A 16,412-nucleotide genomic window follows, 5' to 3' on the forward strand; every position below is an offset into this window, starting at 1 on the left:
GGCCTCGCCTGGCCGGAGGTCGGGCCGTCCTGTTGACTGGGACTATTCATCACAGGACTATGTGAATGAACTAATCCAATCGGCGTACCACCCGTCGAGCCAGGGAGGCAGCACCCATGTCGGGACCGCGACCCGTACGAGCACCGCGCGGCACGGAGCTCAACACGCTGGGCTGGCAGCAGGAGGCCGCCCTGCGGATGCTGCACAACAACCTCGACCCCGAGGTCGCCGAGCACCCCGACAAGCTCGTCGTCTACGGCGGCACCGGCAAGGCGGCCCGCGACTGGCGCTCGTTCGACGCGATGGCGCGCACCCTGACCACGCTGCGCCAGGACGAGACGATGCTCGTGCAGTCCGGCCGCCCGGTGGGCGTCATGCAGACCCACGAGTGGGCGCCGCGCGTCCTCATCGCAAACTCGCACCTGGTCGGCGACTGGGCCAACTGGGAGGAGTTCCGCCGCCTGGAGGCCCTCGGCCTGACCATGTACGGGCAGATGACCGCCGGCTCCTGGATCTACATCGGCACCCAGGGCATTCTGCAGGGCACGTACGAGACCTTCGCCGCCGTCGCCGCCAAGAAGTTCGGCGGCTCCCTGGCCGGCACCATCACGCTCACGGCCGGCCTCGGCGGCATGGGCGGCGCCCAGCCGCTGGCCGTCACCATGAACGGCGGCGTGGTCATCTGTATCGACTGCGACCCGCGCGCCATCGACCGCCGCATCGAACACCGCTACCTCGATGTCAGGGCCGACAGCCCCGCGCACGCCCTGGAGCTGGCGACCGAGGCCCGCGACGCCCGCAAGCCGCTGTCCATCGGTGTCCTCGGCAACGCCGCCGAGCTGCTGCCCGAACTGCTCGCCGCCGGCGCGCCCATCGACATCGTCACCGACCAGACCAGCGCCCACGACCCGCTGGCCTACCTGCCGATCGGCGTCGACTTCGCGGACATGGCGACGTACGCGGCCGACAAGCCCGCCGACTTCACCGCCCGCGCCCGCGAGTCGATGGCCCGACACGTGGAGGCGATGGTCGGCTTCCAGGACGCCGGCGCCGAGGTCTTCGACTACGGCAACTCCATCCGCGGCGAGGCGCGGCTCGCCGGCTACGAGCGCGCCTTCGACTTCCCCGGCTTCGTCCCCGCGTACATCCGCCCGCTGTTCTGCGAGGGCAAGGGCCCCTTCCGGTGGGCGGCGCTCTCCGGCGACCCGAAGGACATCGCGGCCACCGACAAGGCGATCCTCGAACTCTTCCCGGAGAACGAGTCGCTGGCCCGCTGGATCAAGCTGGCCGGCGAACGGGTGCACTTCCAGGGGCTGCCCGCGCGCATCTGCTGGCTCGGCTACGGCGAACGCGACCGGGCCGGCGAGCGGTTCAACGACATGGTCGCCGACGGCACGCTCCAGGCGCCGCTGGCCATCGGCCGCGACCACCTGGACTGCGGCTCGGTCGCGTCCCCGTACCGCGAGACCGAGGGCATGCTCGACGGCTCGGACGCCATCGGCGACTGGCCGATGCTCAACGCCATGGTCAACGTCGCCTCCGGCGCCTCCTGGGTCTCGCTGCACCACGGTGGCGGCGTCGGCATGGGCCGCTCGCTGCACGCGGGCCAGGTCACGGTCGCCGACGGCACGCCGCTCGCCGGCGAGAAGATCCGCCGGGTGCTCACCAACGACCCGGGCATGGGCGTGATCCGGCACGTGGACGCGGGGTACGACATCGCCGAGCGCGTCGCCGAGGAGAAGGCGGTCCGTGTCCCGATGCGCGAGGGTGACCAGTCGTGAGCGAACGCGCCCCGGAGGGACCCGCGGCCGACGCGGCCGCGTCACCAGGCTCGGCAGACTCACAAGACCCGGCAGGCGCACGAGGTACGGAAGGCTCGCAAGGCCCGGCGGGCGCGCGAGGCCCGGCGGGCTCGGCCGCGTCACCAGGCTCGCCCGGCCCGGTCGGTACCGGTGCCTCCTTCCACGAGATGTGGCGCGACCTGCGCCCGATCGGCCGCGACGCGGACAGCGGCGGCTACCGCCGCTTCGCCTGGAGCGGCGCCGACACCGACTGCCGGGCCTGGTTCCAGGCCCAGGCCACCTCCCGTGGCCTCGCCTACGAACTGGACCGCAACGGCAACCAGTGGGCCTGGCTCGGCGCCCGCGACCACCGCGACGTGGCCCCGGGTGAGGCCGTCGTCACCGGCTCGCACCTGGACTCCGTCCCGGACGGCGGCGCCTTCGACGGGCCGCTCGGCGTCGTCTCCGCCTTCGCCGCGCTCGACGAACTCCGCCGGAGGGGAGCGGAGTTCGCCAAGCCGGTGGCCGTCGTCAACTTCGGCGACGAGGAGGGCGCCCGCTTCGGGCTGGCCTGCGTGGGCTCCCGGCTGGCCGCGGGCCAGCTCACCGTGGAGGCCGCGCACCAGCTCCGGGACGGTGAGGGCACCAGCCTGCCGCGGGCCATGGAGCGCGCCGGGTACGACCCGGAGGCGATCGGGCCCGACCCCGAACGCCTGGCCCGCGTCGGCGCCTTCGTGGAGCTGCACGTCGAACAGGGTCGGGCGCTCGACCTGTCCGGCGACCCGGTCGGCATCGCCTCCGCCATCTGGCCGCACGGCCGCTGGCGGTTCGACTTCCGGGGCGAGGCCAACCACGCCGGCACGACCCGCATCGAGGACCGCCGCGACCCGATGCTCACCTACGCCAACACCGTGCTGGCCGCCCGCAAGAAGGCGGCCCTGGCCGGCGCGCTGGCCACCTTCGGCAAGGTCAGCGTCGAACCGAACGGCGTCAACGCCATCCCCTCGCTGGTTCGTGGCTGGCTCGACTCCCGCGCGGCCGACCAGGGCACGCTGGACGCGGTGGTGGCCGAGATCGAGCGCGCGGCCGTCGAGCGCGGCCAGCGCGACGGCGTGGACGTCCGCATGGTGCGCGAGTCCTTCACCCCCGTCGTGGAGTTCGAGCACGCCCTACGGGACGAGCTCGGCCGCATCCTGGGCGGCGCCCGCCCCGTCCTCGGCACGGGCGCAGGCCACGACGCCGGCATCCTCTCCGGCACCGTCCCGACCGCCATGCTCTTCGTCCGCAACCCCACCGGCGTCTCCCACTCCCCGGCCGAGCACGCCACCGAGGACGACTGCGTCGCCGGCGTCCACGCCCTCGCCGACGTACTGGAGGGCCTCGCGTGCGCGTGACGTACTGGGCGGAGCACGCCTGGCTCAACCCCACCCCTACCACCGAGCCGGCCCCGGGCGCCGCCCCCGCCCAGCCCCCCGGAGACCTCGCCTTCCGAGGGCGCGGACTCCGTGGGCGCGACCCCCGCTGGCCCGCGCTCCGAAGGCGCGACCCCCGCGGGCCCGGCGCCGGGCGGCGGCGTCCTGGCCGGCGTCCTCATCGAGGTACGCGACGGTCGGGTGGCCGCCGTGCGCCCGGGCGTGGCCACGCCACCGCCCGGCGCGGTCGTGCTGCGCGGACTGACCGTGCCCGGTCTGGCCAACGCGCACAGCCACGCCTTCCACCGCGCCCTGCGCGGCGCCGCCCAGGTCAGCCCGGCCGCCCGGGCCACCTCCCCGGATGCCACCACCTCCTCATCCACCTCCTCCTCGGGTGTCGCGCCCACCGATGCCCACCGTGGCGGCGGGCGCGCCCCGGACTCGTTCTGGACCTGGCGCGAGGTCATGTACGGCGTGGCCGAGCGGCTCACCCCGGACAGCTACCACGCGCTCGCCCGCGCCACCTACGCCGAGATGGCGCTCGCCGGCATCACCAGCGTCGGCGAGTTCCACTACCTGCACCACGCCCCGGGCGGCGCCCGCTACCAGGACCCCAACGCCATGGGCGAGGCCCTCCTCGCGGCGGCCGCCGACGCCGGCATCCGCATCACCCTCCTCGACACGGCCTACCTCTCCGCGGGCTTCGGCGATCCGCCGACCCGCCCCCAACTGCGCTTCAGCGACGGCACGGCCGACGCGTGGGCGGAGCGCGCGAGCGCCCTCAAGGCGCCCGAACACGCCCGGCTCGGGGCGGCCATCCACTCCGTACGCGCCGTGCCGGCCGACCAGCTCGCCACCGTCGCCGGCTGGGCCGCCGGGCGGAGCGCCCCCCTGCACGTCCACCTGTCCGAGCAGACCGCCGAGAACGACGCCTGCCGCGCCGCGCACGGCCGCACCCCCACCGAACTGCTCGCCGAACACGGCGTACTCGGACCGCGCACCGTCGCCGTCCACGCCACGCACCTGACCAGCGCCGACATCGCCCTCCTGGGCGGCGCCCACACCGGCGTGTGCATGTGCCCGACCACCGAACGCGACCTCGCGGACGGCATCGGCCCGGCCGTGGCCCTCCAGGAAGCCGGCTCGCCGCTCTCCCTGGGCAGCGACAGCCACGCCGTCGTCGACCTGCTCGAAGAGGCGCGCGCGATGGAGCTGGACGAGCGGCTGCGCACCCGGGCCCGGGGCCACTGGACGGCGGCCGAACTCCTGCACGCCGCGACGGCGGCCGGTCACGCGGCGCTGGGCTGGCAGGACGCCGGCCGCATCGCTCCCGGAGCGCTCGCCGACCTCACCACGCTGGCGCTGGACTCGGTGCGCACCGCCGGCCCGCCGCCGGCGCTGGGCGTCGAAACGGCCGTATTCGCGGCGTCCAGCGCGGATGTCCGGCACACGATCGTCGGCGGTCGCCATATCGTCCGGGACGGGGCACACGCCCTGCTCCCCGACGTGCCCACCGCACTGGCCCAGTCCATCGCAGCCGTGCTCGGCTGAAGGAGAACAACCCCGCGATGACCCCCAACACCCCCACGGACGGCGCCCCCGCCGGCCGGCCCGCCGCCACCCCCGGCAGCACCCACGGCACCCACAGCGCCCGCACGACGACGGCCATCACCCACATCAGCACCCTCGTCACCAACGACCCCTCCCTCGGCGAAGGCCCCCTCGGTCTGATCCAGGACGCGGCGCTCGTCATCGACGGCGACCGCATTGCCTGGGTCGGTGTCACAAGCAAAGCACCCGCCACTGACAGTCACCTCGACGCCGCAGGTCAGGCCGTCATTCCCGGCTTCGTGGACTCGCATTCGCACCTGGTGTTCGCCGGCGACCGCACCGCCGAGTTCAGCGCGCGCATGTCCGGCAGGCCGTACACCGCGGGCGGCATCCGCACCACCGTCGCCGCCACCCGGGCCGCCAGCGACGAGCAGCTCGAAGCCAACCTGCTGCGCTACCTGCGCGAGGCCACCCGGCAGGGCACCACGACCCTGGAGACCAAGTCCGGCTACGGGCTCACGCCGCACGACGAGGCCCGCGCCCTGCGCGTCGCCGCCGCCCACACCGAGGAGACGACGTTCCTCGGCGCGCACATCGTGGCCCCGGAGTTCGCCGACGACCCGGCGGGCTACGTGGACCTCGTCACCGGGCCGATGCTCGACGCCTGCGCCCCGTACGCCCGTTGGGTGGACGTCTTCTGCGAGAAGGGCGCCTTCGACCGGGACCAGGCACACGCCATCCTCAGCGCCGGCAAGGCGCGCGGCCTGACCCCCCGGGTGCACGCCAACCAGCTCACGTACGGGCCCGGCGTCCAGCTCGCCGTCGAGCTGGACGCCGCGTCAGCCGACCACTGCACGCACCTGACCGACGCCGACATCGACGCGCTGGCCAGCGGGAACACGGTGGCCACGCTGCTGCCGGGGGCCGAGTTCTCCACCCGCGCGAAGTGGCCCGACGCGCGCCGGCTGCTCGACGCGGGCGCCACCGTCGCGCTGTCCACGGACTGCAACCCGGGCTCGTCCTTCACCAGCTCCATGCCGTTCTGTATCGCCCTCGCCGTGCGGGACATGGGCATGACGCCGGACGAGGCCGTCTGGGCGGCCACCGCGGGCGGCGCCCGGGCCCTGCGCCGCGACGACGTCGGCTACCTGCGCCCGGGCTCCCGCGCGGACCTGGCCCTGCTCGACGCGCCGTCGCCGGTCCACCTCGCCTACCGCCCCGGCGTCCCGCTGGTCACGGCCGTCTGGCGGGGCGGCCAGCGCACCTGAGCCCACCGCGTCTGGCCCGCGCCTCCCCTGCCCACCGGGGCCCGGCGCCCGGGGAGGCTCCCGTCCGGCAGCGGGCGGCTCAGGGAGCGGGCGGCGCGGGTCGGGGTCGGGCCACCGCGCCCGGTGGCCCCGGTCGCCGCCCGTGGCCGCCGCGGCGGCCGTTGTCAGTGGCCCGTGGGAAGGTGTCTCCAGCGCGTCGGGACCTCGCCGCGCGCCCGTCGCCCCGCGAGGCTGGAAGAGATGCACACCCCTGATCCGCGCCGTACCACCGCCGCCGGCGACACCGCCAGCGGCGACACCGGCCCCGCCCCGTCGGCCGTCGGCACCCCGCCGCCCGGCGCCACGGCCGGGCAGGCCCGCTCGGCCGAGTCGCCCACGGCCGGCGCCGACGACGCGGCCCACCCCCGCGTCGGCTGGACCGAGGGCGAGGTGCCGCACACCGCGCGCTGGCGCTCCGAGAGCGGTGCGCCGGCGCCCCGGCGAGTGGTGGTCGGCGACGACCGGATGACCGCGGACGCCGCGTACAAGCTCGTCTGCGAGGGCACGGCGGTGCTCTGGCGCGGCGACTACCACAACGCGCGCCAGCTTCTCCAGGCCATGGCCCGCCGCGCCGACCGCAAGCGCCCCGCCCGCAAGCGCCGCCGTGGCGCGGCCGGTCCCGCCGCGCCCGTGGCCGGCGACCAGGTCTCGCCCGACGAGTCGCCCGCCCGCGCCTTCCACCTGCACCGCAAGGCCCAGGCGCAGCGGGCCCGGCTGCTCGGCATGCTGCTCGTCCCGCTGGAACCCGGGCCCGACGCGGACGCCGGCCCCCGCGTGCCGCTGCGGCGCGCGCCGGACGTCGGCGCGGCCTGCCGCGAGGCGTGGGGCGCCGACGACGCGGCCGAGCCCGCGGTGATCTCGCTTCGTGAACTGCTCGGCCTCATCGGCGCCCACGAGTGGCGGCGCAAGGGCGTGCCGATCCCGGCGCTGGGCGGCGAGCGCGTGCACGCGTACTACGGCGTGTTCTCGCCGGTCCGTGGGGAGTACGTGGACCTGGTGGCGAAGGCGCCGCTGCCCCCGGGCGCGTCCGAGGTGGCGTTCGACATCGGCACCGGCACCGGGGTTCTGGCCGCGCTGCTCGCCCGTCGGGGCGTACGGCGCGTGGTGGCCACCGACCAGGACCCGCGCGCCCTCGCCTGCGCGCGGGAGAACGCCGCCCGGCTCGGGGTCGCGGAGCGCGTGGAGGTGCGCGCGGCCGACCTCTTCCCGCCCGGCCGGGCCCCGCTCGTCGTCTGCAACCCGCCCTGGGTGCCCGCCCGGCCCAGCTCGCCGGTCGAGTACGCGGTGTACGACCCGGACAGCCGCATGCTGCGCGGCTTCCTGGACGGCCTGGCCGCCCACCTCGCGCCCGGCGGCGAGGGCTGGCTCATCCTCTCCGATCTGGCCGAACACCTCGGCCTGCGCACCCGGGACGAGTTGTCGCACCTCATCGCGGCGGCCGGCCTGCGCGTGCTCGACCGCCTCGACACCCGCCCCCGGCACGGCCGCGCCACCGACCCGACCGACCCGCTGCACGCGGCGCGTGCGGCGGAGGTCACCTCGCTGTGGCGGCTCACCGCGATATCCGACCCGCCGCCCTCGGACGCCGACTAGCCCGGCGCCCGCGCGCCGACGCGTCCGCCCGGGCGCCGGGCCGGTGACGGCCGGGCGGCCGAGCGGGCGGTTCCCGGCGCGGCGCGGGCCGTGGGTCAGTCCGTGAGCTGCCGGTCGCGTTCGGCGATGGCCAGGTCGTTGATGCTGGCGTAGCGCCGCCGCATCAGGCCGTCCGCGGCGAACTCCCACTGCTCGTTGCCGTAGCTGCGCCACCACTGCCCGGCCTCGTCGTGCCACTCGTAGGTGAAGCGGACCGAGATGCGGTGGTCGGTGTAGCTCCACAGCTCCTTGCGGAGTCGGTAGTCGAGTTCGCGGCGCCACTTCTCGCGCAGGAAGGCGCGGATCTCCTCGCGTCCGCGCAGGAAGACGTCCCGGTTCCGCCACTCGGAGTCCTCGGTATAGGCCAGCGCCACTCGCTCGGGGTCGCGGGAGTTCCAGGCGTCCTCCGCCGCCTGGACCTTGCGGCGCGCGGTCTCCTCCGTGAACGGCGGCAGGGGTGGCCGAGTGGACATGTCGCTCTCCTTCGTCCGGGCGCGGCGGTGCCGGGCCCCGAACGACCGGGGCACGGAAGGGAGAACGATCGTTCTCCGGCGCTGCCGCGTACGATAGGAGAACGCTCGTTCTCCGCGCAAGCGGCCATGACGGCGGCCGACGGTCGATGGCGGAACGCGGCGGGCGGGGGGCGCGAGGATGACGGCGGGCGGGCGGGTGTCGCCCGGACGCGGGAGAGGCGAGGCGGGATCGGGATGACGGTGGGCGACACGGTCGAGGAGCGGGCGCGGGCGCGCGTGTTGGACGCGGCCGAGGAACTGTTCTACGCGCGCGGGGTGCGGGCGGTCGGCATGGACGCCGTGCGCGGCGCCGCCGGCGTCTCGCTCAAGCGCCTCTACCAGCTCTTCCCCGCCAAGGACCACCTGGTGGAGGAGTTCCTGCGGCGCCGGGACCACGCCTGGCGCGCCGCGCTCGTACGCCACGCCGACGCCCGGCCCACCCCCCGCGCCCGGTTGCTCGCGGTCTTCGACTGGCTGTACGAGTGGTTCGCCGAGCCGGACTTCAGGGGCTGTGCCTTCCTCAACTGCTTCGCCGAACTCGGCGGCACCTCGCCGGCCGTGGCCGAGGCGGCGCGCGCCCACAAGGCGGCGGTACGGGCCTACCTCGGCGAACTCACCGCCGCCACGGGCGCGCCCGCCCCCGGGCCGCTGGCCGACCAGTTGGCCCTGCTCGCCGAGGGGGCGATCGTCACGGCCGCCGTCACCGGTTCGCCGGAACCGGCCCGCGCGGCCCGCGCCGCGGCCCGGGCGCTGCTGGCGGCGGTGGGCGTCGAGGGCGTCGAGGGCGACGGCGACGGGGCCGCCGCGGACCTGCCGGGCGCCGAGCAGGGCGACGACGGGGCCCCGGCCGACCCCCGTACCGCGACGGCCCGCACGGACCTGGCGGGCGGGTGACGCCCTCGCCCCGCCCGCGCGTGCGGCGGGGCGGGGCCGCCCGGCTCCGGGGGAGCCGGGCCGGGGGCGGGGTCGGGCCAGACCGGCCGCGCGTTGGTCGCCGTTACGCGTCCGCCGCCGGTATCTCAAGCACCGCCTTGCCCGGCACCCGGCGCCCGGCCAGCGCCCGCGTGGCCTCGCCGATCAGGGACCAGTCGCCGCGCCAGGCGATCTGCGGGTCGAGGGTGCCGGCGGCCAGCAGCCCGGCGAGCCAGGACAGGTCGTCGCCCAGCCGCGTGGCGTCCTGGAGCAGGTAGAAGGTGGCCAGCGTGCGGTTGTGCCGTCCCTGGTGGCCGAAGAGCGCCCCGAACGGGAAGGTCTCCCCGACGCCGGACGCGTGGCCCACCGACACCAACGTGCCGTTCGCCTCCAACGCCGCGTGGGCGGCCACCAGTTGCTCTCCCCCCACCGTCTCGACCACGCCGTACACCGGCCCGCTGGGCACCAGGCCCGCGCCCCCGTCCGGGGACGAGGAGTCCGCCGGCTCCGCCGCCCCGGTGAGCACGACCTCGTCGGCGCCCAGCGCGCGCAACGCGTCAACGTGCGCCGGGGTGCTGGTGGAGGCCACCACGTGGGCGCCGCCGAGGGCCGCGAGCTGGACGGCGAAGCGTCCCACGCCGCCGCCCGCGCCGGTGACCAGGACGCGGCGGCCCAGCACCGGGCCGATGCGGCGCAGCGCGCGCAGCGCCGACCCCGCGGCCACCGGCAGCGTGCTCGCCGCGGCGAGGTCCACGCCGTCGGGCACGGCGCCGACGAGCTCGGTGTCCACGGCGCGGAGTTCGGCCCAGGCGCCGCCGTCGCCGAGGGTCACCACCCGGTCGCCGACGCCCGGCCCCGAGCCGTCGGCGGCGGCCCGTACGACGGCGCCGGCCGCGTCCCAGCCGGGCACCGTCCCCGCCGTGCCGCCCGGGATGACGCCGTCCACCTCGCCCCGGTTCAGCGAGAACGCCGCCACCCGCACCAGCGCCTGACCCGGACCCGGCACGGGGTCGGGGGTCTCCGTCAGGCGCAGTCCGTCGGGGGCGCCGGGGTCGATCGTCCATGCGCGCATGGCTCACTCACATCCTCGCGGGTACGCGGGGTCGGCGACCCCGGTGCCGCGATAGTGCCACTCAGTGGCATAAGCCTGCAAGAGGCTCTTGCCTCTGCAAGGCGAGCGCGTGGGTAGACTGCTTGTGTGACCTCCGCGACCGCGCCCCCATCCGGCCCCTCCGGCTCGACCCCACCCGACCCGGCGCGCCAACTCCCGTTGCGCGAGCGCAAGAAGCTGCGCACCCGACAGGCGTTGGTGGACGCGGCGCTGCGCCTCTTCGTCGAGCGGGGCTTCGCGGATACCACGCTCGACCAGCTCGTGGACGAGGTGGAGGTCTCCAAGCGCACGTTCTTCCGCGCCTTCTCCTCGAAGGAGGACGTGGCGCTCGCGCCCGAGAAGGAGCTGTGGGACACCTACCGGCGGCGGATCGAGGCCGCCCCCCTCACCGGTCCGCTGCTCGACGCGTACCAGGACGCGCTCATCACCGCCATCGGGGACATGTCCGACGGCTGGGAGGGCCGGTTCCTGATCAGCCGCGCCCTCGCCGACCGCACGCCGGCCCTGACCGCGCACAGCCTCCAGCACTGCGCGGAGGTGACGGACGCGGTGGTGCGCACGGTCGTCGGCAGGCTCCCGGCCGACAGCGGGATCGGCGAACTGCCCGCGCGCCTGCTGCTCGAACTCATGGTGGCCGCCTGGCGCGGCGCGCTCAGGGAGTGGTCGGCCGCGGCCGACGAGGCGGCGCCGGCGGCCGACACCGGCCGGGACCGGGAGGCCCTGCGCGCCAGCGTGCGCGCGGCCTTCGCGGCCCTCCCCGACGTGGCCGCCCTCGTCCGCGCCTAGCCACCCCGCGCCCGGCGCTCCCGGGCCCCCCGGAACCACGGCCGGCCACCAGCGTCACCGACGATCACCAGGACCAGCGGTCAGGACCAGCGGCGGCCGTCAGGGTCAGCGGCGACCGCCGTCCGCGCCCCGGCCCGGAAACGGAGCAGGGCCCCTCCCGTATCGCGTGTGTCGCGGCCCGGGATGGGCCCTGCTTCCGAGGTGCGGTCGGCCGTGACCGGTGCGCCGTCGGCTCCGTAGGAGTGATGCGGTGGTCATTCCTCCAGCATCAGGCCCTTGCGAAGTTTGGTCAGCGTGCGAGAGAGCAGACGTGAGACGTGCATCTGGGAAATGCCGAGCTCCTCGCCGATCTCGGACTGCGTCATGTTCGCCACGAACCGCAGGGAGAGGATCTTGCGGTCGCGCGGCGGAAGTTCGGCGATCATCGGCTTCAACGACTCGACGTACTCGATGCCTTCGAGCCCGTGGTCCTCGTAGCCGATACGGTCGGCGAGCGCGCCCTCGGTGTCGTCGTCATCCGGTTGGGCGTCCAGCGAGCTGGCGGTGTACGCGTTGCTCGCGGCCATGCCCTCGATGACCTCTTCGTTGGTGATGCTCAGGCGCGTCGCCAGCTCGCTCACGGTGGGGGCGCGGTCGAGCGTCTGCGCCAGCTCGTCGCCGGCCTTGGCCAGGTCGAGCCGGAGCTCCTGGAGGCGTCGCGGGACGCGCACCGACCAACTGGTGTCGCGGAAGAACCGCTTGATCTCGCCGATGATGGTTGGCATCGCGAAGGTTGGGAACTCGACGCCTCTGCTGAGCTCGAAGCGGTCGATGGCCTTGATCAGGCCGATGGTGCCGACCTGGACGATGTCCTCCATCGGCTCACTGCGGGAGCGGAACCGGGAGGCGGCGAACTTGACCAGTGCCAGATTCAGTTCGACCAGGGTGTTGCGGACGTACGCGTACTCGTGCGTGCCTTCCTCAAGCGACTCAAGGCGCTCGAAGAGGGTCTTGGACAGGGCCCTCGCATCGACCGGTCCGACCTCGTCGAAGGGCGGGATCTCGGGCAGATCCTCGAAATGACCGGTGAGCGCCGGGTCTTCCGGCACGCTGACCGTCCGGGTCTCCGGGGCCGGTACGAGCTCGGCCTGCTGGGGCGAGGGTGTCGACGAGGCGGGGCTCCGATGGTGTTCGGTGCGCGGTCCGTCGAGCCGGGGTGACATGGGAGTCCTCCATCATTCTCGGCATGTGGCTGCCGAAGCCATATCGTCGTGCTGCGGTGAGCGGCGCCTCCAAAGCCGGGCCGTGTTCGGGTGTGTCCTACTACGCCTACCCGCATTGACCCGGAAGTGGCAAGTGCGTGTTGTCCGTATTTGGTGATATATGCCAGTTGTTCGGCTACCGCATGCCGTATCGAGGGCGTAGGGTTCGAGGCGCGCAATCGAAAGCCACGAGACACCAGAAGAGGTGCGTGCATGGACCGCGGGATGGTCGGCAGCACGAGCAGAGGCCGACTGCGAGTCGAGGTACGACACCAGGGGGTGAGTGCGGTGGTAACTCCGGCAGGTGAGCTCGATCACCACACCGCCGAGTTGCTCCGCGAGCCACTGGAGCAGTGCGTTACCGACGGGCGGCCCCGGCTGGTCGTGGACTGCTCGCGGCTGGAGTTCTGCGATTCCACGGGTTTGAACGTGCTCCTCGGGGCACGGCTCAAGGCGGAGGCGGCCGGGGGTGGTGTCCATTTGGCGGGCATGCTCCCGGTGGTGGCTCGGGTCTTCGAGATCACCGGTGCCGAAGCCGTTTTCACGGTGCACGACACACTGGACGCCGCGCTCGTCGAATGACGCGGTACGGGTCTGTTGCGTGCGCTTCATGCGTGCGTTACCTGAGTCACACAGTCCGGGGCGAACAAGTGGGTGTTCTCACGCCGCATCCGGGCAGGAGACAGCTAAATCTGCTCGATGCGACAGGCAGCCCCTGTCCTAGATTCGGTGAATCGGTGAGGTGAAGCGCTGATGAGCTCTGCGCGGCCGTACTCGCCGGGCGACCGCGGCCCGGAGGCTGGTGCCACTGCTCCGGCCCGCCCGTCGAACGGGCAGACCCGCCGACTCGCCCTGAGCGACGCCAGCGGTGCCGTGCCGCGCGCCCGCGACTTCGCGCGGGAAGCGCTACGCGACTGGGGCTGGCTGCCCGCCGCGAACGCGGACCAGCGCGCCGCCGCGGAGGACGTGCTGCTCGTCGTCTCGGAACTGGTCACCAACGCGTGCCTGCACGCCGAGGGGCCCGAGGAAATCCGGGTGAGCTGCGACGCCAAGTCGCTCCGCCTTGAGGTGCGCGACCGGGGCACGGGCACGCCGGCCCCGCGTACCCCGCACCGTGCCGGCCGCCCCGGCGGCCATGGGATGTTCATCGTGGAGCGCCTCTGCCTGGACTGGGGTGTCATACGGAACGCCGACGGTGCCGGAAAAACGGTCTGGGCGGAACTCGCCGCGCCAGGCTGACCCGCCCGTTCGCCCACTCCGCCGCGGCACCGCCCGTCGGCCCGGGCCCCGAGCCGCCCCGGCATGCCCGCCGGGCCCGCGGCCACGCCCCGCCTCCGCCCTGAGCCGACCCCGCCCGCCCCGCGCCCCTCGCGCTCGCGTCCGCACCGCCGTACGCCGTGCCGCCCGGCACCGGCACTCCCGTACGCGCTGACACACCACACGCCCCCTCACCCTCACGAGCCCCGCCCCCACCCGGCCGGGGCTCGCACGCGTGCCAGGGGCCAGCCCTCGGCGCCCCGCCCAGTCGCCGCGTACGCGCTTCGCGCGCCCGGGCCCGGCGAACGGCACCCAGTCGCCGTGTACACGCCGCACGCGCCCCCACGCCGCCCTCCCACAGGGCCCGCCGCGCTCACCCGCCCCGGCCCCCGGCCTGCTCCCCGTAACCGAGCGGCTCGGCCCGCGCGCCGTATCCGCCGACGCGACGCGCGGAGCCGCCCGACAGGCCCGGCCCGCACCCCCGCGCCCCGTACGACATTCCGGCCCGCGCGCTCCACACGCACCACCGCTCCGACCGCGCGCCCCGTACGACGGGCGTGCACGGCGATTCCGGGGGGCGTACGCGACAAGGGCCCCGGCGCTGGTGCGCCGGGGCCCTCGGGGGTGCTTCAGGTGCCCGCTGGGGGCGGGCCGGGGGGTGGGGACGTCAGCGGACGTCGCCCATCATCGCCACGACCTTCTTGCGGTACATCCAGATGGCGACACCGGCCAGGACCGCCAACGAAGCCTCCGCGGCGACCACCCCTTCACCGCTGAGGTCCACACCGGCGATGGAGAGCAGGCCCGTCGTGCAGTCGCCCGCGGTGACCGCGAGGAACCAGACGCCCAGCATCTGGCTGGCGTACTTCTCGGGCGCCATCTTCGTGGTGACCGAGAGGCCGACCGGGGAGAGGCACAGCTCACCCATGGTCTGGAGCATGTAGATCGAGAGCAGCCAGCCCGGGCTGACGGTCGAGCCGTCGTTGGCCATGCTCATCGGGACCACGAAGACGAAGAACGAGGCTCCGGTGAGGACCAGCGCCATGGCGAACTTCACCGTGGTGCTGGGTTCCTTGTTCCGCCGGGCCAGCGCCAGCCACATCCAGGCGAAGACCGGGGCGAGGGCCATGACCCAGGCCGAGTTGACCGACTGGAACCAGGACGACGGGAAGCGGATGCCGAAGACGTTGTCCGCCGTCTTGGTCTCGGCGAAGGCGGACAGCGTCGACCCGCCCTGGTCGAAGATCATCCAGAAGACGGCCGCCGCGGCGAAGAACCAGATGTAGCCGCTGACCTTGGTCTGCTCAAGCTCGGTCAGCTCCTTGTCCCGCTTGATGCGGACGAGCACCGCGATCGGGATGACCAGGCCGGCGATGGTGATCGGCACGAGCGCCCAGTTGAGGGTGAAGTGACCGGTCAGGGTGACCACGGCGTAGAACGCGGCCGTGATCGCCGTCCAGATCAGACCCTTGCGGAGCCAGCTCTTGCGCTCCTCGATGTTGAGCGGCGTCGGCACCTGGCTGGAGAGCGGGCTCAGGTGACGGGTGCCGATCAGGAACTGGATCAGGCCGAGCGCCATGCCGAGCGCGGCGATGGCGAAGCCGAGGTGCCAGTTGACCTCCTGGCCCACCGTGCCGATGATCAACGGCGCCGCGAAGCCACCGATGTTGATGCCGATGTAGAAGATCGTGAAGCCGCCGTCACGGCGCGGGTCTTCCGGGCCCTCGTACAGGTGGCCGACCATCGTGGAGATGTTGGCCTTCAGCAGGCCGGAGCCGAACGCGACGAGCGCCAGGCCGCCGAAGAACGGCAACTGTCCGGGCACCGCGAGCAGGAGGTGGCCGGCCATGATGATGCTGGCGGCGATGGCCACGGTCTTCCGCGGCCCCCACACCCGGTCACCGAACCAGCCGCCGGGCATCGCCAGGAGGTAGACCATGGCCAGGTACACGGAGTAGATCGCGACCGCGTTGGCCTCGGTCATCTCCAGGCCGCCGCCTTGGCTGCCGTCCTTCGAGTCCGGCCCGCCGGAGATCAGGTAGAGGACGAGCAGGGCCCGCATGCCGTAGAAGCTGAAGCGCTCCCACATCTCGGTCATGAAGAGAGTGGCCAGGCCGCGAGGGTGGCCGAAGAAGGTCTTGCCGCCGTTGGCAGGGGTTCCCTGCTTGGCCGCGCCCTTCGTCAGGCTGGACGCCATGGTTGTTCCTTGGGGGGCTCGGGACGCGAGGCCAAGACGGCTAGCCGGAATCAAGATCACGCGCCCGGTCGGGTAGCCGGCTTCGACGACGCGTCGCCCACCCCCGTCCCGCGGGGGGCGGTACCCATGGGGGGAACCGGGAAGGGCGGTCACACCGCCGCGCTCCACGCCCCCCGCGCGAGGAACACGCGGCGGACCCGGCCGGCAGGTCATTCACTGTGCTTGACGGGGCTGGTGGCTCCAGTCCCGGGCACAAAGAAACCTTTGGCGCGTCTTGCGAACCAAAGGTCTCAGGGCAGTGCTACAGACGTTCCGTCACCATACGCCAGACGCGGGGCACGAATGGAAGGCGATGAGACGTAACTCACGACACATGGTCGCAACTTTTGCCTCGCATTTGAAGAGAACTGGTCAGTCGCTCACGGTGGCCTGATAACGGTCTAACACACACCAGATCGCCCGCGCCGGGGCGGCGCCGGCAACGGCGGTTCAGCGGCGGCCGTTTGGCCTCCGGAACGCGCGGCTCCGGGTGACACGACTCCGGGGGTGGCCGGCCCGGGTGGCCCGGGTCGGCGTCGCGGCGGCTCGACCGCGCGCGGCGGGCCTGGGCCGGTGACGTTGGCGGCGGAGCGAGGCCGCCCGCACGTGGCGTGGGCCACGTTCCACGGGGAGCCGCGAGGCGCGCGGGCTCGGCGCGGAGCGCGCGGCGGGCG

General features: G+C 74.0%; 11 protein-coding genes and 2 pseudogenes. 9 read left to right on the forward strand and 4 right to left on the reverse strand.

All coding sequences use genetic code 11. The features are described from left to right. Positions 1 to 116: 116 nt before the first annotated feature. From hutU to OYE22_RS21300, 5 genes and pseudogenes are all read left to right on the forward strand, one after another. Positions 117 to 1,781 carry a urocanate hydratase gene (gene hutU, locus OYE22_RS21280; RefSeq protein ID WP_277321897.1) on the forward strand — a complete coding sequence of 555 codons (1,665 nt, stop codon included), beginning with the start codon at positions 117 to 119 and terminating at the stop codon, positions 1,779 to 1,781. Between the two features lie 167 nt (positions 1,782 to 1,948). Continuing rightward, positions 1,949 to 3,175: pseudogene (locus OYE22_RS21285) on the forward strand (allantoate amidohydrolase); the annotation flags it as partial. Positions 3,176 to 3,358: 183 nt separating this feature from the next. Next, on the forward strand, positions 3,359 to 4,744 hold the full coding sequence (locus tag OYE22_RS21290) for a formimidoylglutamate deiminase (RefSeq protein WP_277324248.1): 1,386 nt from the start codon (positions 3,359 to 3,361) through the stop codon (positions 4,742 to 4,744). A 17-nt stretch (positions 4,745 to 4,761) separates the two neighbouring features. Then, the gene (hutI, locus tag OYE22_RS21295; RefSeq protein WP_277321898.1) at positions 4,762 to 6,012 is read left to right on the forward strand and encodes an imidazolonepropionase; all 1,251 of its coding nucleotides are present in this window, start codon (positions 4,762 to 4,764) and stop codon (positions 6,010 to 6,012) included. Positions 6,013 to 6,252: 240 nt separating this feature from the next. Next, on the forward strand, positions 6,253 to 7,644 hold the full coding sequence (locus OYE22_RS21300; RefSeq protein ID WP_277321899.1) for a class I SAM-dependent methyltransferase: 1,392 nt from the start codon (positions 6,253 to 6,255) through the stop codon (positions 7,642 to 7,644). A gap of 95 nt (positions 7,645 to 7,739) precedes the next feature. On the opposite strand, the gene OYE22_RS21305 is transcribed toward OYE22_RS21300, so the two are convergent. Continuing rightward, complete coding sequence (locus OYE22_RS21305; protein WP_277321900.1) at positions 7,740 to 8,156, reverse strand: nuclear transport factor 2 family protein; 417 nt, start codon at positions 8,154 to 8,156, stop codon at positions 7,740 to 7,742. A 234-nt stretch (positions 8,157 to 8,390) separates the two neighbouring features. Here OYE22_RS21305 and OYE22_RS21310 point away from each other — a divergent pair. Continuing rightward, positions 8,391 to 8,957: pseudogene (locus tag OYE22_RS21310) on the forward strand (TetR/AcrR family transcriptional regulator); the annotation flags it as partial. Positions 8,958 to 9,192: 235 nt separating this feature from the next. On the opposite strand, the gene OYE22_RS21315 reads toward OYE22_RS21310, so the two are convergent. Next, positions 9,193 to 10,179 carry a zinc-binding dehydrogenase gene (locus tag OYE22_RS21315; protein ID WP_277321901.1) on the reverse strand — a complete coding sequence of 329 codons (987 nt, stop codon included), beginning with the start codon at positions 10,177 to 10,179 and terminating at the stop codon, positions 9,193 to 9,195. Positions 10,180 to 10,305: 126 nt separating this feature from the next. Between OYE22_RS21315 and OYE22_RS21320 the strand changes: the two genes are divergently transcribed. Then, the gene (locus tag OYE22_RS21320) at positions 10,306 to 11,004 is read left to right on the forward strand and encodes a TetR family transcriptional regulator (RefSeq protein WP_277321902.1); all 699 of its coding nucleotides are present in this window, start codon (positions 10,306 to 10,308) and stop codon (positions 11,002 to 11,004) included. Positions 11,005 to 11,258: 254 nt separating this feature from the next. Here the strand turns inward: OYE22_RS21320 and OYE22_RS21325 are convergent, their stop codons facing one another. Beyond that, positions 11,259 to 12,206 carry an RNA polymerase sigma factor SigF gene (locus OYE22_RS21325; protein WP_277321903.1) on the reverse strand — a complete coding sequence of 316 codons (948 nt, stop codon included), beginning with the start codon at positions 12,204 to 12,206 and terminating at the stop codon, positions 11,259 to 11,261. Positions 12,207 to 12,458: 252 nt separating this feature from the next. On the opposite strand from OYE22_RS21325, the gene OYE22_RS21330 reads away from it, so the two are divergent. Beyond that, a complete protein-coding gene (locus tag OYE22_RS21330) occupies positions 12,459 to 12,827 on the forward strand; it encodes an STAS domain-containing protein (protein ID WP_277321904.1) in 369 nt (122 codons plus the stop codon). Between the two features lie 171 nt (positions 12,828 to 12,998). After that, positions 12,999 to 13,484 carry an ATP-binding protein gene (locus OYE22_RS21335; protein WP_277321905.1) on the forward strand — a complete coding sequence of 162 codons (486 nt, stop codon included), beginning with the start codon at positions 12,999 to 13,001 and terminating at the stop codon, positions 13,482 to 13,484. Positions 13,485 to 14,169: 685 nt separating this feature from the next. Here OYE22_RS21335 and OYE22_RS21340 read toward each other — a convergent pair. Further along, complete coding sequence (locus tag OYE22_RS21340; protein WP_277321906.1) at positions 14,170 to 15,699, reverse strand: oligopeptide:H+ symporter; 1,530 nt, start codon at positions 15,697 to 15,699, stop codon at positions 14,170 to 14,172. Positions 15,700 to 16,412: the final 713 nt, after the last annotated feature.

Origin of the sequence: Streptomyces sp. 71268 (assembly GCF_029392895.1) — a bacterium.
GTDB lineage: Bacteria > Actinomycetota > Actinomycetes > Streptomycetales > Streptomycetaceae > Streptomyces.

Coding starts and splice junctions, on each gene's coding strand:
- hutI (WP_277321898.1), top strand. CDS start 4,762: ATGACCCCCAACACCCCCACGGACGGCGCCCCCGCCGGCCGGCCCGCC.
- OYE22_RS21340 (WP_277321906.1), bottom strand. CDS start 15,699: ATGGCGTCCAGCCTGACGAAGGGCGCGGCCAAGCAGGGAACCCCTGCC.
- OYE22_RS21330 (WP_277321904.1), top strand. CDS start 12,459: ATGGACCGCGGGATGGTCGGCAGCACGAGCAGAGGCCGACTGCGAGTC.
- OYE22_RS21325 (WP_277321903.1), bottom strand. CDS start 12,206: ATGTCACCCCGGCTCGACGGACCGCGCACCGAACACCATCGGAGCCCC.
- hutU (WP_277321897.1), top strand. CDS start 117: ATGTCGGGACCGCGACCCGTACGAGCACCGCGCGGCACGGAGCTCAAC.
- OYE22_RS21305 (WP_277321900.1), bottom strand. CDS start 8,156: ATGTCCACTCGGCCACCCCTGCCGCCGTTCACGGAGGAGACCGCGCGC.
- OYE22_RS21315 (WP_277321901.1), bottom strand. CDS start 10,179: ATGCGCGCATGGACGATCGACCCCGGCGCCCCCGACGGACTGCGCCTG.
- OYE22_RS21335 (WP_277321905.1), top strand. CDS start 12,999: ATGAGCTCTGCGCGGCCGTACTCGCCGGGCGACCGCGGCCCGGAGGCT.
- OYE22_RS21300 (WP_277321899.1), top strand. CDS start 6,253: ATGCACACCCCTGATCCGCGCCGTACCACCGCCGCCGGCGACACCGCC.